The following is a 21,089-nucleotide window of genomic DNA, read 5'->3' as shown; positions in this document are numbered from 1 at the left end:
CGTTACAAACTTAAGAAGTTGACACTGCTCAGCGGCGTTCGATCGGCTCGATCACCTGCAACGCCAGGTTGCCTTTGTGAGAGCCCATCTTGACCTTGAAGGCCGGCACGCCATTGGCGCGCATGATCATATCTTCCGGCATCTCGACGGGGATGATGTCCCCCGGCTGCATGTGCAGGATGTCCCGCAGACGCAGTTGGCGCCGGGCGACCGTCGCGCCGATCGGCACATCGACGTCGAGCACGTCCTGGCGCAAGGCGTTGATCCAGCGTTCGTCCTGGTCGTCGAGGTCCGACTGGAAACCGGCGTCGAGCATTTCGCGCACCGGCTCGATCATCGAATACGGCATGGTCACGTGCAGGTCGCCGCCACCGCCATCGAGTTCGATGTGGAAGGTCGAGACCACGATGGCTTCGCTCGGCCCGACGATGTTGGCCATGGCCGGGTTCACTTCCGAGTTGATGTACTCGAAGTTCACTTCCATGATCGCCTGCCAGGCTTCCTTCAAATCGATGAAGGCCTGTTCCAGCACCATGCGCACCACCCGCAGCTCGGTCGGGGTGAATTCACGACCTTCGATCTTGGCGTGACGACCGTCGCCACCAAAGAAGTTGTCCACCAGCTTGAACACCAGCTTGGCGTCGAGGATGAACAACGCGGTGCCGCGCAACGGCTTGATCTTCACCAGGTTGAGGCTGGTGGGCACGTACAACGAATGCACGTACTCGCCGAACTTCATCACCTGCACGCCGCCGACAGCCACGTCGGCCGAGCGGCGCAGCATGTTGAACATGCTGATGCGAGTGTACCGGGCGAAACGCTCGTTGATCATTTCCAGGGTCGGCATGCGTCCGCGAACGATGCGATCCTGGCTGGTCAGGTCGTAGCTTTTGACGCTGCCCGGTTCAGCAGCGTTTTCGGTCTGTACCAGACCATCGTCGACACCATGCAACAGCGCGTCGATTTCGTCCTGGGACAGCAGGTCCTGCACGGCCATGTCGTGTTCCTACTGCAATACGAAGTTAGTGAAGAGCAACTGTTCGATCACCACTTTGCCGAGCTCTTTCTGAGCCACTTCCTGCACGCTGGCCGTGGCTTTCTGGCGCAGCATTTCCTGGCCGACGGGTGTGGCCAAGGTGTCGAAACTCTGTCCGGAAAAGAGCATCACCAGGTTATTGCGGATCAGCGGCATGTGCACCCGCAGCGCTTCCAGGTCGGCCTGGTTGCGACCTTGCAAAGTAATGCTGACCTGCATGTAGCGTTGACGACCGTTCACGGTGTAGTTGGCCACGAAGGCGGGCGCCATCGGTTCGAAAATCGCTGGCTGCTTGCCCACGGGCGCAGCCTCGACCGCCACTGGCTTGCTCTGAGCGCTGTGCATGAAATACCAGGTCGCCCCTACGGACACGCCGATCGCCAGGAGCAAACCCACCACGATCATGATGATCAGCTTGAGTTTGCCTTTGGTTGCAGGGTCTTTTACAGCTGCTGCTTCACTCTTCGCCATGCCAATAATCCGTCACTAATCGGGGTTTTCACTGTTGCACGGCAAGGCAGGAGCAAGTGTTATGCCAGAAGTGTCGGTACTTGGGATGACGGGCAGATACGCTCTTCAGCCCCCATGAAAGCAATGTGGGAACGAGCTTGCTCGCGATAGCGATGAACCAGCCCCTGCAAGGATGACTGACAATCGACTATCGCGAGCAAGCTCGCTCCCACAGGGGTGAGCATCGTTGGATCAGGCGTAGTAGTCGACCGCACTGGTGCCAATGACGCTGGTCGTGCTGGCGGCCACTTCAGCGATGCCGGCCGGACCAGCTTCCTCCGCTGAATCCACCCGCCCGCCAGATGACGTCGTACGCCCGGCCCGGGCCTGCTGCTGGGCTTGCTGCTCCTGGTTCTGCGAACCCCGGGATTGATCCGACACGCTGACGTCGACCTGGCCCATGCCCTGCTGGCTAAAGCTGTCGCGCAGGCGATGCAACTGGCCTTCGAGGGCTTCACGAACGCCCGAGTGGGCGCTCATGAACGTGACCTGGGTCTGCTGGTCCGGAACCATGTTCACCCGGATATCCAGGCGTCCGAGCTCAGCGGGCTGCAATTGGATGTCGGCCGCCTTGAGATTGACACTGGACAGGTACATCACCCTGTTGACCACCTCTTCGGTCCAACCGCTCTGATTCATCGCGATAGGTTGGTTGACCGGCACTGCGTTGGCGGTTTTGGGTGTAGCGGCCTGGGTCAGTGCGGCCAGGCGGTTGGCGAAATCATCCACGCGGGTGTCGCTGGACGCGGCACCCAGGTCCTTGAGGCCATCGCTGATCAAGCCGCCGAAAGCCTTGTCGCCCCCCTGGCTACCGGACTCGGTACTGTTCTGATCGGCTTGCACGCTGAGCATGCTGGCCATACCGGCGGCAAAGGTCTGCGCCGACGTCGGCTCACCGTCGAGCGACACCGGGGCAGCGCTCTTGGGCTGCGCCTGGCTGGTGGCGGAAACATGACCGCCCTGCTCCATTGCCAAGCGCAAGGCGGGCAATGCGTCGAGAGGGTCGGCCTCCGGGTCGAAGGCTGGATCGACGACCGGGGTCGCAGGCTGGGCCGGGGCGGCCAACGGGACAACGGGCGCCGCGACTGCCGTGGCGACCTGGGCCTCAGTCGTGACCGCCACGGTGGCAGGTTCCGCCGGGGCTGTCGCGACCGGCACCACCGTCATGTCCGGCAGCACACCAGGATCAAGGCTCGGATCGACCGGCGCCGCATCCGCCACGGGCGTTTCAGCCAAGTCGGCGCTGGTATCGCTGGCGGCCTTGTCGTCGGTGCTGGCTGGTTTGTCCGCGGGCAAGGGTTTGCCGCTATCGGCAACCGTCGGTTCCGGGGCGGCAGGGCTTTCGTTGCTGGTGTCTTTTTTGACGGTGTTATCGGCGGCCTTGTCGAGCGCCGATTTCACCACGGGCTCCGGGGCCGCCGCCGCTTTGGCAGGCGCCTGCTTGGCGAAGACCTGAGCGAAGCTGGAGGCTCTATCCCCGAGGTCCGGGGCCGCTGCCGGTGAATTGACGGCGACCTTGGGCTTGGCCTGGACAGAGGCCTGAAGCAGTGAATTGGGGGTAACGGGCATAAAAAGGTCTCCGCTGCACTGGAATCATTTGCACAGTCGAGACTAGGCAATGCAAGGCACGGGCCAACGTTTGCGTGGCCGTCAAATCTCAGCAGTGGAAGCCTTCACGCTCTTCCCGGCAAAGTTTGCGGACATGGGCGAACTCACTGTCGATTTCGTTGACCAGGTTCTCGATACCGCCCAATGACGGCTGCTTGGCACGCTGTTCCAGTTCGCCGCACAGCTCGGCCAGACGGATGGCGCCCATGTTGCTGCTGCTGCCCTTGAAGCTGTGGGCGGTGGCGCTCAACTTCTCAGCGTCCCGCGCTTCATGCAGCACGCGCAGGCGAGCCTCGGAGTCGTTGAGAAACGTATCCAGCAACTCCAGATACCCCTCCTCCATGACTTCCTTCAACGTGCTGAGCACGTCGCGGTCCAGATGAATCTCGTTCACTTGTTCGCTCCCTGATCAAGAATGAAGCCAATTATGCCAGAGCCTCCCAGAAAAACTCCACGCGCGCACTACGACCATCGTCGGACCAGCGGGCCTGATGGCTCAACTGGCGTACCAGGCTCACGCCGCGCCCCGACAACCGATCACTGTCCACGGGCCGTGCCAGCACCCGGGCGACATCGAAACCCTCGCCGCTGTCTTCGACTTCGATGGCCAGGCGACCACCCTCGCCGCTTGGCGAAACGTGCAAGTGCACCCGCACGTAACCGTCGCTCAGTTCATCCAGGCGCGTATTGCGCTCGCTGTAGTAGCGAGCAAAACCCGCCGCATCACGCTTGAGGCTCGAGTCGAGCCCCAGCACCCCGTGATCCAGGGCATTGGAGTAGAGCTCAGACATGACGCTATAAAGGGCGCCACTCTGGGCCCTGAGCCCATGGACCTCAAGCAGCAACTGCAACAGGTAGGGCATCGGGTTGAAGCGCTTGAGGGTCTGGGCCCGGAACTCGAAACTCACCGACCAGTCCAGTGGGCTGGACTGGCCGCTATCGGAATAGACCGGTGGTGGCGGATTGAGTTGCGTCGGTGCGACCAGTCGCACCTCGACCATGCTGAAGTCGTCACGGGCCTCACCGCGAAAATCCCGCAGGGCCTGCTGGATGTCTTCAAAAAGACGGTCAGGCTCACGGTTGGCCGAAAATACCTGCTGCAACCGCTCCACGCCAAACGGCTGGTCATCGCGGTCACTGGTCTCTATTACGCCATCGGACAACAGAAACACCCGGTCCCCCAGGGACATCGAATGTACTTCGGTGCGGTCATCGAACAGGTGTGGCGTGAGCACGCCCAACGGCAGGTGGCGCGCCGGCAATGGCGTACGCTCACCGCTGAGGCTGTCATGCAGGTAACCATCGGGCATGCCGCCGTTCCAGATTTCCACCGTGCAACGCTGGAAACTGAGGCACAACAGCGTTGCGCAACAGAACATGTCCACCGGCAGGATGCGCTTGAGCTTGGCATTCATCTCCCGCAGGATCTGCGCCAGGCCGTAGCCCTTGGCCGTCATCCCGTAGAACACTTCCGCCAGCGGCATCGCCCCGACCGCCGCCGGCAAACCGTGCCCGGTGAAATCCCCCAGCAGGACGTGCATGTCGCCAGCCGGGTTGAACGCGGCCAGCAGCAAGTCGCCATTGAACAAGGCATAAGGCGATTGCAGGTAACGGATGTTTGGCGCGCTCAGGCAGCCGGAGTGGGCGATCTTGTCGAACACGGCCTTGGCGACCCGTTGTTCGTTGAGTAGGTAGTCATGGTGCCGGGCAATCTGGTCGCGCTGCTCCACCACCGTGGCCTGCAACCGGCGCAAGCGGTCCATGGCCTTGATCTTGGCTGCCAGGATCACCTGGTTGTAGGGCTTGGCCAGAAAGTCGTCGCCACCCGCTTCCAGGCAACGGGCCAGGGCTTCGCTCTCAGTCAGGGAGGTGAGGAAAATGATCGGGACCAATTGATCCCCAGCCAGTTGCTTGATTCTCTGCGCGGCTTCGAAGCCGTCCATCACGGGCATCATCGCGTCCATCAGCACCAGGTGCGGACGCTGTTCCAGGTAGACGTCGACCGCTTCGGCGCCATTGGCCGCGGTAAGCACGTGGTGACCCTGGCGGCGGACAATGGTCGACAACAGCAGTCGATCAGCGGCACTGTCTTCGGCAATCAGGACCGTCAGTGACTCCGACGACGATTGCATGGCGATCAACTGATGTCGAACAGCTTGTCGAAATTGGAGATCGCGAGGATTTTCTTGACGTCGGAGCTGCTGTTGACGACCCGGATATCCGAATCATCGCCGCCGGCATGATCGCGCAACAGCAGGAGCATGCCCAAGGCGGAACTGTCGAGATAAGTGGCTTCTTTCAAATCCACCACGATGGAATCGGGTTTCGTATTGAGCCGCTCATAGGACTCGCGAAACTCCTGATGCCGCCCGAAATCGAATCGACCCTTGATCGAAATCGTCAGCTTATGCCCATCGGGGGATACTTCGGTAACGACTGACATGATCGGCTTCCTTGTCATGGACATACGTGTACAAGGTGTAGCATCTGGTAAAGGTCTGAGCAAGGTTTTGCCTCGCTCATACGACAAAAACCTCATTTCGCATCAGTAGGGGTTCTGTCGCGGCAGGCGCTGGGACAACTCATCGAGCAGTTTCTGTTCGCGTTTGTCTTCCAACTGTCGCGCCTCATCGATATAGCGCTGCACCAGTTTGCGCAACCCTTCGACCCGGGCAAACGCCTCTTGCCAGCTCTGGCGAGCCTTCTCCAGGTTGTTCTGGTGCCAGACCAGGCTCTGGCGCTGCTGGTCGATGGCGGTGCCCAGTTGTGCCAGGAACCCCTGGTAACCCAGCAACCATTGCCCGGAGACCCCGTGGCTGCCTCGGGCAATCCACTGCTCCTGGTATTCGAGTCGAAAGTTTTCCAGGTCTGCCAGTTTGCTCTCGGCAACGGCCACTTGCCCCTGGAAATAAGCCAGTCGCTGGACGGCGGTCTTCTCGGCCTTTTCCGCCATGTCCACCACGGGTGCCAGGCGCGCCGCACGACTCGTGGCCATGGCCGGTTACGTGCCTGAGACCGGAGCGAAAATAGTCTGCAGGTGCGCCTCGCTGGCGCCCATGCCGATGTTGTCGTTCAAGCTTTGGCGCAGGTAGACGGCCATGGCCGGGTAAAGACTGATGGCGGTGTCGGTCTCGCGGTCACCGCCGGGCACATAGGCACCGACGCTGATCAGGTCACGGCTTTGCTGGTAGCGCGACCAGTACTGCTTGAACTGCTGGGCCCGTTTCATGTGCTCGGCACTGATCACCGACGGCATGACCCGACTGATGGAAGCCTCGATGTCGATGGCCGGGTAGTGACCTTCTTCGGCCAGGCGCCTGGACAGCACGATGTGACCGTCGAGCACCCCCCGGGCCGAGTCGGCGATGGGGTCTTGCTGGTCGTCACCTTCGGACAGCACGGTATAGAACGCGGTGATCGAACCGCCGCCCTTTTCCGCATTGCCGGCGCGCTCGACCAGTTTCGGCAACTTGGCGAAGACCGAAGGCGGATAGCCCTTGGTGGCCGGCGGTTCGCCGATGGCCAGGGCGATTTCCCGCTGGGCCTGGGCGAAACGGGTCAGCGAATCCATCAGCAACAGGACGTTCTTGCCCTTGTCGCGGAAATACTCGGCGATGCGCGTGCAATACATGGCAGCCCGCAGCCGCATCAACGGCGCATCGTCCGCAGGCGAAGCCACCACCACCGAACGCTTGAGCCCTTCCTCACCGAGGATGTGCTCGATGAACTCCTTGACCTCACGACCCCGTTCACCAATCAGCCCCACCACGATGATGTCGGCTTCGGTGAAGCGGGTCATCATGCCCAACAGCACACTCTTACCCACCCCGGTACCGGCAAACAGGCCCAGGCGTTGGCCGCGGCCGACCGTCAATAAACCGTTGATGCAACGGATACCCACGTCCAGCGGCACGCTGATGGGGTCACGCTTGAGGGGGTTGATCGTCGGGCCGTCCATCGGCACCCAATCCTCGGCCTTCATGCCGCCCTTGCCGTCCAGGGCGCGCCCGGCCCCGTCCAGCACCCGCCCGAGCATGCTCATGCCCATGGGCAGGCGACCATTGTCGGCCAGGGGCACGACGCGCGCGCCCGGTGCGATACCGGCGACGCTGCCCACCGGCATCAAGAAGACCTTGCTGCCGGAGAAGCCCATGACTTCGGCTTCGACCTGTACCGGGTGGTAGCTGTCGTCGTTGATCACCATGCAGCGGCTGCCCATGGCGGCACGCAGACCCTCAGCTTCGAGGGTCAGGCCGACCATGCGCAGCAGGCGACCTTCCAGGATCGGTTGGCCGGCCAGCTCACTGGCCTCGGCGTAGCTGCCCAGGCGCTTGCCGAAGCTGGTTCGCTCAAGGCGCATCGCGGTTGTCCGGTACAGAAGCGTCCGATTCAGGCACCTCCTGCTCCACATCGACCGGCGCGGCATCGGCACTGATCAGGGGTTCATCCGGCAGCTCCAGGCTCAGGTCGGCGGCCGCCGGGTGCAGGGCCTGTTCGTGCAGTTGGTCGAACAATTTGGCCATGATCTGGCTGATGCGGGTTTCAACAGTGGCGTCGATGCGACTGTGTTCGGTTTCCACCCGACAACCGCCCGGCAGCAGCGCCGCGTCCTCGACGATGCGCCAGGTTTCTTCATGGCGCTCGCGCAGGGCCTTGACCAGTTCGAAGTCCTGGGGATTGATGTACAGCCGCACGTTACCCACGCCCAACGGCAACAACTTGAGCGCCTCACGCATGACGTGTTCGATCTGGCTCGAATCGATGGCCAGTTCGCGCTGGATCACTTGCTTGGTGATGTGTTGCACCAGGCCCACCAGGGATTTCTCGATCTGGGTGTCCTGCTCGGCGATGGGGTCGAACAGGTTGAGCATCAGCGATTCCAACGCACGGAGCTTGGCCGTCAGCGCCACATCGGCTTCCTGGCGGACCTTGAGCGTGGTGCTGTGGAAGCCTTCCTTTTCACCCACGGCAAAGCCTTCGTTATAGGCTTCCTGACGAATGCTCTCGACTTCCTCGAGGGTCAGTGGCTGGACTTCTTCCAGCGGCACCTCCTCCATTTCCGGCAGCTCTTCCACCGGTTCCGGCTCAGGCTCGGGCACATGGGGGTCGAAGCTGGGCAGCGACCAGACGTCGAAACCACCGACGTCCCGGGCGCGGATCAGGTCGCTGGGCGCTTCATCACTCTTGGCAGACATAACGACCTTAGATCATCTCTTCGCCGCCCTTGCCACCGAGAACGATCTCCCCGGCTTCGGCCATGCGGCGGGCGATGGTGAGGATTTCCTTCTGTGCGGTTTCCACATCGCTGACGCGCACCGGGCCCTTGGCCTCGAGGTCGTCGCGCAACAGTTCGGCCGCCCGTTTGGACATGTTCTTGAAGATTTTTTCCTTGACGCCTTCGTCCGAGCCCTTGAGGGCCAGTACCAGCACATCGGACGACACTTCGCGCAACAAGGCCTGGATGCCACGATCGTCGACATCGGACAGGTTGTTGAACACGAACATGAGGTCTTCGATCTGACCGGACAGGTCTTCGTCGAATTCGCGGATCGAGTCCATCAACTGACCTTCGATCGAACTGTCGAGGAAGTTCATGATGTCCGCCGCACGCTTGATGCCACCCAGGGTGGTGCGCGAGGCATTGGAGTTGCCCGAGAACTGCTTCTCGAGAATCTGGTTCAATTCTTTCAGGGCCGCCGGCTGCACGGTATTGAGCGAAGAAACGCGCAGGATGATGTCCAGGCGCACCTTGTGGTCGAAGTTGCCCAGCACTTCGCCGGCCTGGTCCGGGTCGAGGTAAGCCACCACGATCGCCTGGATCTGCGGGTGCTCGTAACGGATCACGTCGGCAACCGCCCGCGGCTCCATCCACTTGAGGCTGTCCAGGCCGCTGGTATTGCCACCCAGCAGGATCCGGTCGATGAGACCGTTGGCCTTGTCCTCGCCCAGTGCCTGGGTGAGCATCTTGCGCACGTAGTCGTCGGAACCCACGCCCAGGCTGGTCTGATCGCCGACGATGTCGACGAACTCGCTCATCACCTGCTCGACCTGCTCACGGTGCACGTTACCCATCTGCGCCATGGCCACGCCCACACGCTGGACCTCCTTGGGCCCCATGTGGCGCAGCACCTGGGCGGCGTCGGTCGAACCCAGGGACAGCAGCAGGATCGCGGCTTTGTCGACCCGGGACAATTTGGCAACAGCGGCTCGATTATCACTCATCTGCGTTAATCCACTCTTTCACGACCTGGGCCACACGACCCGGGTCTTCTGCCACCAAACTCTTGATAGCGTTCAACTGAGCGTCATAGCCTTCGCTCGGGCTTGGCAGCAGAATGCTCTGCGGCCCGCCGAGGCTGACGCGATCATTGGCCAATTCGCCATCCAGGCCGCCCATGCCGCCCAGCTCCACATCACCCAAGCCGGCCAACTGCTTGTTCCTGCCGCCATTGGTGATGTTATTGAGCACCGGACGCAGCACGCCGAACACCAGTATCAGGATGAACAGCACACCCAATACTTGCTTGACCACATCCCAGAACCAGGGTTGCGAATAAAATGGAATATCGGCGACCACTTCACCGCGCTCCAGGGAGAACGGCACGTTGATCACGCTGACGCTGTCGCCGCGGCTGGCGTCGAAACCGACGGCGTCCTGCACCAGGCGGGTAAAGCGCGCCAATTCATCGGCGCTCCATGGCGCACGGCTGGTTTCGCCGTTGGCCGGGTTGACCTTGACCTGATCGTCCACCACCACCGCGACCGACAGGCGATTCAAACGGCCCTGCTGTTGCTTGGTGTGGCTGATGGAACGATCGAGCTCGAAGTTCTTGGTCGACTGCTGACGCTTGTCGGCCGGGTACGGCGCCAGCATCGGCTGACCGGTGGCCGGATCCATGATCTGCTGGCCGTTGGCATCGATCAGCGGCTGGCCTGGCTGCACCATGCCGGCGGCCGCCGTGGCGCCACCGGTGGTTTGCGGCGCGCTGGCCGGCGACGGCGGCTGGTTGCTCAGGGCACCCGGGACGCCTTGCGGGCCATTGCTGGCGGTGCGCTGTTCATTCACCGACTGCTCGCTGCGCAACGCCGGCTGGTCCGGGTTGAACTGCTCGGAAGTGGACTCGACGGCGCTGAAGTCGACATCGGCCGACACTTCGGCTTTATAGCGATCGTTACCCAGGATCGGTTGCAGGATGTTGTGCACCCGCTGGGTCAGCATGCCTTCCATGCGACGGCTGTAATCGAATTGCTTGCCAGCCATGGTCAGTTCGGAGTTTTCCGCCTGGTCGGACAGCAGGTTGCCCTTCTGGTCGACCACGGTGATCTGCGATTTGCTCAGTTCGGGTACGCTGGTCGCCACCAGATTGACGATGGCCACGACCTGGCCTGGTTCCAGGGAACGCCCCGAATACAGCTCGACCAATACCGAAGCACTGGGCTTGCGCTCATCGCGCACGAACACCGAGCTTTTCGGAATCGCCAGGTGCACGCGGGCACCCTTGACGTTGTTCAGGCTGGAAATGGTCCGCGCCAGCTCACCTTCCAGGCCGCGACGATAACGGGTCGCTTCCATGAATTGGCTGGTGCCCAGGCCCTGGTCCTTGTCGAGGATCTCGAAACCGATGTTGCCATCGGTTGGCGTCACGCCGGCCGCGGCGAGCTTGAGGCGCGCACGAGCGACGTCATCGGCCTTGACCAGCAAGGCGCCGGAATTGGGTTCGACGGTGTAAGGAATGTCGGCGGAAGCCAGGGTCTCCATGACTTGCTTGGCGTCCATGCCCGCCAGGCTGCCATACAGCGGACGATAGTCCGGTTGCTGGGACCACAGCACCACGGCAAAACCAATCGCCACGCTGGCAGCCAGGCCGACCAACAGGCCCACCTGACGCAGCATGGTCATCTCGGAGAGATTTTCCAGGAAGGACAGGCCGAACAACGGCGGTTTGCCGTCTACCGGAGTGGCCTTGGCTGGAACGTTATCAACGGCTGCTTCTGCCATGACTCAATAATTTCCTTAAACCGGCATCTGCATGATGTCTTGGTAGGCTTGAACCAGTTTGTTGCGAACCTGGGTCAGCGCCTGAAACGAGACACTGGCTTTCTGCGAGGAGATCATTACGTCCGTCAGGTCGACGCCACTTTTGCCAATCTCGAAAGCACTGGCCAACTGGTTCGACGCCTGTTGGGTATCGTTCACTTTATTGACGGCCTGACCGAGCATGTCGGAAAAGCTGCTGCCGCCCACTTGTGGGACCGCGACCGATTTAGGCTGGGCCATGGCGTCCATTTGCATGGCCCGCATGTCCAACATCAACCGATTAAATTCAATACTTTGGCTCATGGTCTACTCTCTCTGGCGGCCCGCATTTTTTTGACACTTACTCAGCGGGTAATCAGGTATTAGCAACAAGGGTGCCAGCTCCATGGCGATAGAAAACAAATGCGCGCACAACCCCATTGTGGGAGCGAGCCTGCTCGCGATAACCCATCACATCCGACGTCAACTTGACTGACCCACCGCTATCGCGAGCAAGCTCGCTCCCACAGGGGGTTTTGGTGCTTGTTCAACTGGCGAACAGATAAGCCTCGACATCCATGCCGGCGTCACGCATTTGCGCCAACTTGTAGCGCAGGGTGCGCGGGCTGATCCCCAGGCGTTCGGCGGCCTCCTTGCGACGACCGCGTTCGGCGCGCAGGGTGTCGATGATCATCTGGAACTCGCGACGCCGCAGGTCATCGCCCAAGGCGCCGACCGAATCGCCCTCGACGTCCATCGGCGGCATGGGGGTTGCGGTCGGGGCCGGTGCCAATGCAGGCAATGGCGCGCAGGCCACCGGACCGGCCAGACAGAAATCCTCCGGCTGGATCAAACCGCCCTGTTGCAGGATCAAGGCCCGCTGAATGGCGTTATCCAGCTCTCGGACATTGCCCGGCCACGGGTAGGCGACCAGACAAGCCCGGGCCTCGGCTGAAAGCCGGGCCGCCGCGTGCTTCATTTTATTGACGTGTTTGTTCAGCAGGCGCTCGGCCAGCGGCAGGATATCGGCGGTGCGCTCGCGCAAGGGACGCCAGGCGAGCGGGAACACCGACAGACGGTAATAGAGGTCTTCACGGAAACGCCCCGCCGCCACTTCGCCGGCCAGGTCGCGGTTGGTGGTCGCCACCACGCGAATGTCCAGGCTGATGGGCTTGCGCGCCCCCACCCGCTCCACTTCCCGCTCCTGCAATACCCGCAGCAGCTTGGCTTGCAGGCCCAACGGCATTTCGGAAATTTCATCGAGCAGGATCGTGCCACCGTCGGCCTGCTCGAACTTTCCGGCCTGGGCCGCGATGGCGCCGGTGAACGAACCCTTTTCATGGCCAAACAGTGTCGCCTCGAGCATGTTGTCGGGAATCGCCGCGCAATTGATGGCAATGAACGGTTCCCCGGCACGCCGGGATTGTTGATGGATGTAGCGGGCCAGCACTTCCTTGCCCGTACCGGACTCACCGGAAATCAATACGGTTGAATCACTGCGAGCGACCCGTGCGGCCAATTCCAGCAGTTGTGCGCTGGCCGGCTCGATGGCCACCGGGCCTTCGCCCTCGACCGCGAGACTGCCCAAGGCATGGCGCGCGACCAGGTCCAGCAGTGCTTTTGGCTCGAACGGCTTGACCAGGTAATCCGCCGCGCCCTGGCGCATGGCGTCCACCGCTCGCTCGACGGCGCCGTGAGCGGTCATCAGCAAGACGGGCAGTTGCGGCTGACGGGCACGTAACAGTCCGAGCAATTGATGGCCGTCCATGCCCGGCATGTTGACGTCACTGACCACCAGGCTGAACGCTTCCCGGCCCACCGCCAGCAGCGCTTCCTCCGCCGAACCGACGGCGGCGTAGTCGTGCCCGGCGAGCACCAGGGTATCGGCCAGCGCCTCGCGCAGGGCCCGGTCATCCTCAACCAGCAACACCTTGATCGCCATTGCTCTCACTCCACCCCTGGCGCATTGGAAAACAGCGGCAAGCACACCGTCGCACAAGTGCCACGGCCCAACCGCGAGCGCAATTGCAATTCTCCCTGATGAGCACGAGCCACGGCCTTGACCACGGTCAGGCCCAGGCCCGTGCCGGTGGTCTTGGTGGTGAAGAATGGCTCACCCAGGCGCGCCAGCACGGCCGGCTCGATACCGCTGCCGTTATCGCTGACGGACAGGCGCAAGGTGTTGTCGCGTGTGTACAAGTGCACTTTCAGCCGGACGTCGCCGCCGCTGGCCTGGATCGCGTTTTCGATGAGGTTCAACACCGCGCCCACCAGTGTGTCGCGGTTGCACAGCACTTCACCGACATGGCTGTCACACTGCCAGCGGATCGGCAGCTCCTGCACATGGGTCAACGCCGCGGCCTGCAGCGATTGCAACAAGGCCTTGGGGGTGACACGGTCGGTCAACGGCAACTCACCGCGAGCGAACACCAGCATGTCGCGCACCTGGTGCTCCAGCTCGTGCAGGCGCTCTTTCAAGCGCCCGGCGAAGCGTTGCTGGGTTTCCATCGGCAATTGCTGCTCGGTCAGGTGACTGGCATAGAGCAGAGCGGCGGAAAGCGGCGTACGAATCTGGTGGGCCAGCGAAGCCACCATCCGCCCCAGGGAGGACAGGCGCTCGTGGCGAGCCAACTGGTCTTGCAGATGACGGGTTTCAGTCAAGTCATTGAGCAGCACCAACTGCCCAGGCTCGGCGTCCAGCGAGCGCGTCGAGATGGACAGGCGCCGGCCGTCCTTGAGGGACACTTCATGGCCGTCGTCGTCCCGGGGCGCAAAGCAGCGGGCGATGACGTGCCGCCACAGCTCGCCTTCCAACGGCAGGCCGAGCAATTCGCAGGCCGCCGGGTTGGCTTCGCGCACACGGCCGTGGGCGTCGATGACGATCACGCCACCGGGCAACAGATCGAGGAGATTTTGCAGACGATTGGCCAGGCGCTCCTTTTCCGCCAGCTCCTGCATGCGCTGGGCGCTGACCACGGCCAACTCGCCCTTGAGCTCGGTGACCCGGGCTTCGAGCAGGCTGTAGGAGTCAGTCAGTTGGCTGGACATCTGGCTGAACAGCGAAAATGCCTGCTCAAGTCCAAGCCGGCCTGCCTGTTCGGCGGACGGCATGTGTCCCGGTTCGGGGACAGGAGACATCTGGGCGGCTTGGGTCATCGTGCTCTCTCGCTTGGCTGACCGTCAGTTAAACGGAACGTTGCGAGGGCTATAGCAATACCCGTGCCGAAAAAAAACCGCCCAAGAATCAGACGGTTGGAAAACAGGCGTCAATCATCCGCCTGTTCATCTCCTTCGCGACGGCTCATGCCATACTTGCGCATCTTCTCCACCAGGGTGGTACGACGGATGCGCAGGCGTTCTGCCGCGCGGGCCACGATACCGTTGGCATCGTCCAGCGCCTGCTGGATCAGCCCTTGTTCAAGGCCTCCCAGGTAATCCTTGAGATCCAGGCCTTCGGGTGGCAGCAAGGCATTGGCGGTGAAGTCCGGCGTGTGACCGTTGATCGCCACCCGCTCCTCCAGATCGCTGCGCAGGCTGTCGACCATTTGCTCGTCTTCGTCGTCGACGTAGCGGAATTTCTTCGGCAACTCATTCACGCCGATCACCCCGTACGGGTGCATGATCGCCATGCGCTCCACCAGGTTGGCCAGCTCGCGGACGTTGCCCGGCCAACCATGGCGACACAGGGACATGATCGCCGCCGAATTGAAGCGGATAGAACCGCGCTTTTCGTGCTCCATGCGCGAGATCAGTTCGTTCATCAGCAACGGGATGTCTTCGACGCGCTCACGCAGTGGCGCCATTTCGATCGGGAAAACATTGAGGCGGTAATAGAGGTCTTCGCGGAAACTGCCGACCTCGATCATGCTCTCGAGGTTCTTGTGCGTGGCGGCAATGATGCGCACATCGACGCTCTGGGTCTTGTTGCTGCCCACGCGTTCGAAGGTGCGCTCCTGCAGGACCCGCAACAGCTTGACCTGCATCGGCAACGGCATGTCGCCGATCTCGTCGAGAAACAGCGTACCGCCGTTGGCCAGTTCGAAACGCCCGGCGCGGCTGGTGATCGCGCCGGTGAAGGCGCCTTTCTCATGGCCAAACAGTTCGCTTTCCAGCAACTCGGCCGGGATTGCACCACAGTTGACTGGCACGAACGGCGCTTCGCGACGCTTGGAGTGGTAATGCAGGTTGCGTGCGACCACTTCCTTGCCGGTGCCCGACTCGCCCAGGATCAGCACGCTGGCGTCGGTATCGGCGACCTGCTGCATCATCTGGCGCACGTGCTGGATCGCCCGGCTGGTGCCGACGAGGCTGCGGAACAGGTTGGGTTCGCGATGCCTGCCGCGCTCGCGAGCCTGATCGTACATCTCGCGATAAACCTGCGCGCGGTGCAGCGAATCGAGCAGCTTGCTGTAGCTGGGCGGCATTTCGAGCGTGGAAAGTACCCGGCGGCGCTGGTCTTCAGGCAAGTCAAGGGAAGAATTTTCGCCCATTAACAAAACCGGAAGGAACTCATCCCAGGTTGAGAGTGTCTTTAGCAAGCCCAAAAGCGTTGCGGGAGCATTTACGGTCCCGATAAGGACACAGATGACTTCACGACTGGACGACAATGAGCCGACAGCCTGCTGCCAATCATGGCTTCCGCAGGGTAAATTTTCTTCGCCAAGAAAATTCAGGATCACCGCCAGGTCGCGGCGCCGAACGCTATCGTCATCGATCAGGAGAATTTTGGTTTCACGCCACATGCAATAGCAACTTCCCTAGTCAACCCAATGCCCGAAATTAGGGGGCAAGCTAGACGCTTGCAGACTTGTCATGCCTGTAGACGCCTTAAATCTGTAAACAGCTACTAGTTAAGTCAAAAAACCGTGCACAGTCAAATTTATGGCGCAACGGGCTCGGATTAACTGAGCATTAACCGAACAGATGGTAAACCTTTGCGGCGTTCTGTGCTTGATGGATCTGTTGCATCTCGTCGACGATCGCCTGACGCTCTCCTGTGGCCGCCTCCAGCAATTGCCGATACACCCCCAGTAACTCCTCAAGGTTATTACGCAACGCCGCCTCATCCACCTCGGACTCGCTCAGGACGTCTTCCATGCAGGAACGGCAGGCCAGGTCCAATTGTCCGATGGCCTCCCAGTTGCGCTCAGCCAAGGCATCGACCAGGGCATCACGGGTGTGTTCGATTCGCTGCAGGACAAGACTCATGAGAGCACTCCTTAGAATTGCGGACCAGGCGCGGCAATGGCATCCCAGCCTTCCTTGACCGTACGAAGCAGATCGGCGACTTCGTCGAGGATCTTCGGATCGGCCTTGACGTTGGCTTCGGCCAGACGTTTCATCATGTAAGCGTAAAGAGCATCCAATTCAGCGACCGACTCGGCCTGGTTTTCCAGGTCCAGGCCTTCACGCAAACCACCGACGATGCCGATGGCCTTGCTGATCAGGATGCCTCTATTTGCAATATCCTTGCGCTCCATCGCGCCCTTGGCCTGGGCGATACGATCCAGCCCCCCTTCCATGAGCATCTGTACAAGACGATGGGGACTTGCTTCGGAGGTTTGCGCCTGGGCGCCAATCTTCTGGTATTGGCGAAGGGCTAACATCGGATTCATGTTCTACCTCATCAAAAAACTTCGGTTCGTATAAACAGCGTATCGACGCTGCGTCAAAAAACTTTAGACCGAAAAGCCGAAAGCCCGGAACGTTGTCAAAACGCTGCCGGGCTTTTTGCATCGGTCGAAAATCAGCTGTTTTTCTGTTGCGCCGCCATTGCTTCAAACATCGAGGTGATATTGCTGGCAGTGGCCTTCAACTTGCCGACCAAGGCGTCCATGTCGTTGTACTTTTTGGTCAGCGTGGCGGTCAGGGTCACGACCCGGCGATCCAGGGCCTCCTGATCGTTCTTCAGGCGGGTCTGGGTCCTGGTCAGCGTCGTGCTCCGTTGATCGAGGATACCACCCGTCTGGCTGTAGGGTTCGATCGCCTTGCCCATGCGCTCCAGCAGGCCATTGGTGCCCGTGAACAACGTCTGGACTTCACCGCTGAGCTTCTTGTCGTTCATCGCCGCGCTGAACTTGGTGGTGTCGAAGTTCAATGCGCCCGTCTTCTGATCGGTGGTAATACCCAACTGGGCCAGCGACGTCAGCTTGTCGCCAGCGCCGGTTTCAGACAAAGGCGTTCGAATCGATGCCAGCAGCGCGCGAGGCAACGCATCACCAGTCAATTTTGCCGACACCGTCAGCTTCCCATCATCGTCGAGCGACGGCTTGGTCAGTGCGGTGACGCTATTGGCGATCGCGTTATAGGCATCGACGAATTTCTGGATCGAGGCTTTCAGGCCGTCGTTGTTCGGCGCCACCGTTAGGGTTGAAGTGCCGTCGCCTGCCACTCCGACCAAATTCAACGTCAATCCGGAAATCGCCGTGCTTACCGTATTGCTCTTGCTGGTCAGCACCATGCCATCGACAGAGAAATTGGCATCCAGGGCCAAAGCACCGATGGCACCCGCCGAGGTAGCCGTCAGCGGAGTATTGCCGGCACCTACGACATTCGTTCCATCGATCTCCAGCCCCGCGATGCCGCTCACCGAGATGTCGGAACCTGCACCGGTAGTGCTGGAACCCAGTACCAGGCGCGATCCGAACGAGTCGGTCACGATGTTGGCACTGACACCGGCGGCCTTGAGCGAAGTGTCGGCATTGATCGCGTCGCGAACCGATTGCAAGGTCGAACCATCTGGCACATTGAGGTTGTAGTTGACCCCCTTCTGCGCGATCGTCAGCGTGCCGGTGGGGATGGCACTGGTCGCCCCCCCGGCAAAGGCCGCCGAGGTGACCTTGGACGCCGTGGCAAGGTTTGTGACTTTGATTGCGTAAGTGCCATTCACCGCCGAGTTGCCGGCGGTAGCCGTGACAACACCTGGAGCGGAGGATGTGGCAGCAAAACCCGAGAATTGCGGGGTCGTGGTGCTGGACAAGTCCTTCATGGCGGTCTTGAACGCCGCCAGCAACGACTTCAGGGTTCCCACCCCGGAGATACTGTCGTTAGTCTTCGTCGTCGCTCGGGTGATCTGACCTTGCTTGGCAGCCTTGTCGGAATCGACCAGTACCTTGACGATCGCGGTGGTATCAAGGCCAGAGCCTAGACCCAAGCCAGGTAGAATTGGACTTGCCATGTGGGACTCCCTTCAGTGTGTCGCCGGCCTTTTGACCTTTACAACGCCCAAAAGAACATAACAACAAAATTCGTGCCGGTTGTCAGGCTTCGGCGCTGAACAACAAGCTGTTTGCATCATTCAAACTGTTGGCCAGTTTCAGAACTTCTTCGTTCGGGATCTGGCGAATCACTTCACCGGAACCACTGGCAATTACTTTGACCACTACTTTGCCTGAAGGCTCATCAATAGAAAACTCCAGGTTGCGCTTGACCGACTGGACGAACTTCTCGATTTCCTGAACGGCCTTCTTGAGTTTGTCCTGCTCGGCGGCAGCGTCCTTAGGAGTTTCCTTGACCGGGGTCACGGTAGCAACTTCGGCTTGAGGCTTCTCCACGGGCTTGTCGGCCACTGTAGGTGCCGGCTTCGCCGCTGGATAAGACAAGTTCAGCTTCACGCTCATATCCATGTCCATCACCTCTTGAACGGAAAAAGCGAGAGAGCACGCAAGCGCACTCCCCCGCTAAAACTCATCCAGCTATTACTGAAGCAGCTTCAGTACAGCGGATGGCAGTTGGTTGGCCTGGGCCAGAACCGAGGTAGACGCTTGCTGCAGAGTCTGCTGCTTGGTCAGTTGTGCAGTTTCAGCAGCGAAGTCGGTATCTTGTACGCGACCCAGTGCAGCACTGGCGTTTTCGTTGATGTTCTGCAGGTTGGAGATGGTGCTGTTCAGACGGTTCTGGGCAGCACCGAGGTCGGCACGAGCACTGTTGATGGTGTCGATCGCGCTGGTGATTGCATCCATGGCGGCCGAGAAGTTGGTTTCCGAAGTAGCGCTGTCGGAACCAACGATGGTGATTGCCGAGTCAACACCCAGGGTGGCGGCGTCGAAGCTGGCGCTCAGAGTCAGGGTGATCTGGTTGTCAGAACCGTTTTCAGCACCGACCTGGAAGGTCATGGTGCTCGCGGTGCCGTCCATCAGGTTCTTGCCGTTCAGGTTGGTGCTGTTGGCGATACGGGTCAGTTCGTCGCTCATCTGCGAGAACTCTTTGTTCAGAGCGATACGGTCATCTGCGCTGTTGCTGTCGTTACGAGACTGGATGGCCAGTTCACGCATACGTTGCAGAATGTTGGTCTGCTCCTGCATCGCGCCTTCAGCGGTCTGCGCCATGGAGATACCGTCGTTGGCGTTTTTGATCGCCATGTTCTGACCGCGGATTTGCGAGGTCATACGGGTAGCGATCTGCAGGCCGGCGGCGTCGTCTTTGGCGCTGTTGATTTTCAGGCCGGAAGACAGGCGGGTCATCGAAGTGGACAGAGCATCGGAAGCCTTGTTCAGGTTCTTCTGAACGTTCAACGATGTGACGTTAGTGTTTACTGTTAAAGCCATGACGAATTCCTCGTTGGTTGGGTACTGCGGCTTCCGGCCCTGGCAACCGCCGGGTGTGGCCTAGAGAACCTTCGTAATAGTTATCGTCGGATTGGGAACTTGCTTGAGGGCTTTTTTCAAAAAATTTGCTAGCAGACTGCCACCCCTTGTGAAACAAGGGTTTAGCCATGGGGGAAGGCCCGAAAAATGGCGTCAATAAACCGCAGAACAATGTCGCGGGCAAAAAAAAAGCGCCACAGGCCAACCTGAAGCGCTATTGGAAGAACGTGATTCGATCAATCGCGATACAGAATCGCCGAGCCCCACGACAGGCCCACACCGAAACCGCTGATCGCCACGCGCTTCCAGTCGGCATCCAGAACATGCTTTTCCAGCAGCAGCGGAATGCTCGACGACACGGTATTGCCGGTCTCGACCATGTCCTTGATGAATTTCTCAGGCTCACCCTCGAAACGCCGCGCCACGGCATCGACAATCGCCGCACTGCCCTGGTGGATGCAGAATGCGTCGATGTCGCTGGCTTGCAATGAGGATTCGTCCAGCAGTTCGTGCAAATGAGCCGGTACTTTCAGCAAGGCAAAGTTGAACACCTGACGACCGTTCATGAAAAACACCCCGTCACTGACCTTCAGGTGTGGCGCGCCGGAACCATCGGTGCCGAACTTGGCCTTGCCCAACTGCCAGCTGGCGCCCTCGGCCATCCAGGTAGCCGTGGCGGCATCGCCGAACAACATGGTGGTGTTGCGGTCTTCAGGGTCGACGATTTTCGAATACGGGTCGGCGGTCACCAGCAACCCGTTCTTCAACCCAGCGGCCTCCATGAAGCCTTTCAGGGCATAGATGCCGTATACGTAGCCCGAGCAGCCCAGCGATATATCGAACGCCGCCACATGGGTCGGCAACCCGAGCTTGTCCTGCACGATGGCGGCCGTGTGCGGCAGCCCTTCTTCATCACCGTTCTGGGTGACAACGATCAACGCGTCGATGGATTCGCGCGAAAGCTGCGGGTTGTTGGCGAACAATGCATTCACTGCTTCGACACACAGGTCCGAGGTTTCCTGGTCAGCGTCTTTGCGCGGCAGGAACGCCGAACCAATCTTGCCAAGGATGAACTCTTCATCCTTCTCGAATTTGGCACCCTGAGCGTAGTTATCCACACCAGCGGTCGGCACATAACTCGCTATGCTTTTTATGCCAATCATCATGGCTTCCCGATCATGAACTGCGACTAGGTTCACCCCCAAAAGCTCAGGGGCGCGTCAAAAATGGTTGATTTCCAAGGGCGGACGCCTTATCAGGCGAACGAACAGGCCTCCACTCCGGGGAATACAATACAGTGAAGATGCACTTTATGACCTATGCGTCACGCTGT

At 60.5% G+C, this 21,089-nt stretch carries 21 protein-coding genes; all 21 read right to left on the bottom strand.

Annotation, left to right across the window (positions count from 1 at the left end; genetic code table 11):
- Nucleotides 1-28 precede the first annotated feature (28 nt).
- The 21 genes from fliM to J4E63_RS05385 all read right to left on the bottom strand — a co-directional run bounded on the left by fliM (nucleotide 29) and on the right by J4E63_RS05385 (nucleotide 20,919).
- The gene (gene fliM, locus J4E63_RS05485; RefSeq protein WP_053120288.1) at nucleotides 29-997 is read right to left on the bottom strand and encodes a flagellar motor switch protein FliM; all 969 of its coding nucleotides are present in this window, start codon (nucleotides 995-997) and stop codon (nucleotides 29-31) included.
- 9 nt (nucleotides 998-1,006) lie between these two features.
- Complete coding sequence (fliL, locus tag J4E63_RS05480; protein ID WP_192259461.1) at nucleotides 1,007-1,507, bottom strand: flagellar basal body-associated protein FliL; 501 nt, start codon at nucleotides 1,505-1,507, stop codon at nucleotides 1,007-1,009.
- A 231-nt stretch (nucleotides 1,508-1,738) separates the two neighbouring features.
- The gene (locus tag J4E63_RS05475; RefSeq protein ID WP_207281322.1) at nucleotides 1,739-3,115 is read right to left on the bottom strand and encodes a flagellar hook-length control protein FliK; all 1,377 of its coding nucleotides are present in this window, start codon (nucleotides 3,113-3,115) and stop codon (nucleotides 1,739-1,741) included.
- 88 nt (nucleotides 3,116-3,203) lie between these two features.
- Entirely contained in the window at nucleotides 3,204-3,548 is a 345-nt protein-coding gene (locus tag J4E63_RS05470; RefSeq protein ID WP_053178502.1) for an Hpt domain-containing protein, read from the bottom strand.
- Between the two features lie 31 nt (nucleotides 3,549-3,579).
- Entirely contained in the window at nucleotides 3,580-5,286 is a 1,707-nt protein-coding gene (locus J4E63_RS05465) for a fused response regulator/phosphatase (protein WP_207281321.1), read from the bottom strand.
- Between the two features lie 5 nt (nucleotides 5,287-5,291).
- Nucleotides 5,292-5,597 carry an STAS domain-containing protein gene (locus J4E63_RS05460; protein WP_207281320.1) on the bottom strand — a complete coding sequence of 102 codons (306 nt, stop codon included), beginning with the start codon at nucleotides 5,595-5,597 and terminating at the stop codon, nucleotides 5,292-5,294.
- 102 nt (nucleotides 5,598-5,699) lie between these two features.
- A complete protein-coding gene (gene fliJ, locus J4E63_RS05455; RefSeq protein WP_053182982.1) occupies nucleotides 5,700-6,149 on the bottom strand; it encodes a flagellar export protein FliJ in 450 nt (149 codons plus the stop codon).
- A gap of 6 nt (nucleotides 6,150-6,155) precedes the next feature.
- Complete coding sequence (fliI, locus tag J4E63_RS05450; protein WP_003199089.1) at nucleotides 6,156-7,514, bottom strand: flagellar protein export ATPase FliI; 1,359 nt, start codon at nucleotides 7,512-7,514, stop codon at nucleotides 6,156-6,158.
- Complete coding sequence (gene fliH, locus J4E63_RS05445; protein WP_207281319.1) at nucleotides 7,504-8,349, bottom strand: flagellar assembly protein FliH; 846 nt, start codon at nucleotides 8,347-8,349, stop codon at nucleotides 7,504-7,506. Before fliH ends, fliI begins: the two co-directional genes overlap by 11 nt.
- A gap of 7 nt (nucleotides 8,350-8,356) precedes the next feature.
- Entirely contained in the window at nucleotides 8,357-9,376 is a 1,020-nt protein-coding gene (gene fliG / locus J4E63_RS05440; RefSeq protein WP_003199086.1) for a flagellar motor switch protein FliG, read from the bottom strand.
- On the bottom strand, nucleotides 9,369-11,153 hold the full coding sequence (fliF, locus tag J4E63_RS05435; RefSeq protein WP_060738649.1) for a flagellar basal-body MS-ring/collar protein FliF: 1,785 nt from the start codon (nucleotides 11,151-11,153) through the stop codon (nucleotides 9,369-9,371). Before fliF ends, fliG begins: the two co-directional genes overlap by 8 nt.
- Before the next feature lie 15 nt (nucleotides 11,154-11,168).
- Nucleotides 11,169-11,495: a flagellar hook-basal body complex protein FliE gene (fliE, locus tag J4E63_RS05430; RefSeq protein ID WP_207281318.1), complete on the bottom strand. Its 327-nt coding sequence runs from the start codon at nucleotides 11,493-11,495 to the stop codon at nucleotides 11,169-11,171.
- A 223-nt stretch (nucleotides 11,496-11,718) separates the two neighbouring features.
- The gene (gene fleR / locus J4E63_RS05425) at nucleotides 11,719-13,113 is read right to left on the bottom strand and encodes a sigma-54 dependent transcriptional regulator (RefSeq protein WP_207281317.1); all 1,395 of its coding nucleotides are present in this window, start codon (nucleotides 13,111-13,113) and stop codon (nucleotides 11,719-11,721) included.
- Nucleotides 13,114-13,118: 5 nt separating this feature from the next.
- Complete coding sequence (locus tag J4E63_RS05420) at nucleotides 13,119-14,327, bottom strand: ATP-binding protein (RefSeq protein ID WP_207281316.1); 1,209 nt, start codon at nucleotides 14,325-14,327, stop codon at nucleotides 13,119-13,121.
- A gap of 110 nt (nucleotides 14,328-14,437) precedes the next feature.
- Nucleotides 14,438-15,913, bottom strand: a complete 1,476-nt coding sequence (locus J4E63_RS05415) for a sigma-54 dependent transcriptional regulator (protein WP_003199076.1) — start codon at nucleotides 15,911-15,913, stop codon at nucleotides 14,438-14,440.
- A 169-nt stretch (nucleotides 15,914-16,082) separates the two neighbouring features.
- Nucleotides 16,083-16,379, bottom strand: a complete 297-nt coding sequence (locus tag J4E63_RS05410; RefSeq protein WP_072408529.1) for a flagellar protein FliT — start codon at nucleotides 16,377-16,379, stop codon at nucleotides 16,083-16,085.
- Between the two features lie 11 nt (nucleotides 16,380-16,390).
- On the bottom strand, nucleotides 16,391-16,786 hold the full coding sequence (fliS, locus tag J4E63_RS05405) for a flagellar export chaperone FliS (RefSeq protein WP_060738652.1): 396 nt from the start codon (nucleotides 16,784-16,786) through the stop codon (nucleotides 16,391-16,393).
- A gap of 131 nt (nucleotides 16,787-16,917) precedes the next feature.
- Nucleotides 16,918-18,348: a flagellar filament capping protein FliD gene (gene fliD / locus J4E63_RS05400; protein ID WP_207281315.1), complete on the bottom strand. Its 1,431-nt coding sequence runs from the start codon at nucleotides 18,346-18,348 to the stop codon at nucleotides 16,918-16,920.
- An 82-nt stretch (nucleotides 18,349-18,430) separates the two neighbouring features.
- A complete protein-coding gene (locus J4E63_RS05395; protein WP_192259442.1) occupies nucleotides 18,431-18,796 on the bottom strand; it encodes a flagellar protein FlaG in 366 nt (121 codons plus the stop codon).
- 72 nt (nucleotides 18,797-18,868) lie between these two features.
- Nucleotides 18,869-19,717: a flagellin domain-containing protein gene (locus J4E63_RS05390; RefSeq protein ID WP_053178496.1), complete on the bottom strand. Its 849-nt coding sequence runs from the start codon at nucleotides 19,715-19,717 to the stop codon at nucleotides 18,869-18,871.
- Between the two features lie 275 nt (nucleotides 19,718-19,992).
- Nucleotides 19,993-20,919, bottom strand: a complete 927-nt coding sequence (locus tag J4E63_RS05385; RefSeq protein ID WP_027912745.1) for a ketoacyl-ACP synthase III — start codon at nucleotides 20,917-20,919, stop codon at nucleotides 19,993-19,995.
- Between the last annotated feature and the right edge of the window lie 170 nt (nucleotides 20,920-21,089).

The sequence above is a fragment of the Pseudomonas sp. FW300-N2F2 genome, assembly GCF_017351655.1.
Classification (GTDB): domain Bacteria; phylum Pseudomonadota; class Gammaproteobacteria; order Pseudomonadales; family Pseudomonadaceae; genus Aquipseudomonas; species Aquipseudomonas fluorescens_AA.
Note: the sequence above shows the minus strand (reverse complement) of the source record. Positions and strands in the feature narration are given on the sequence as shown.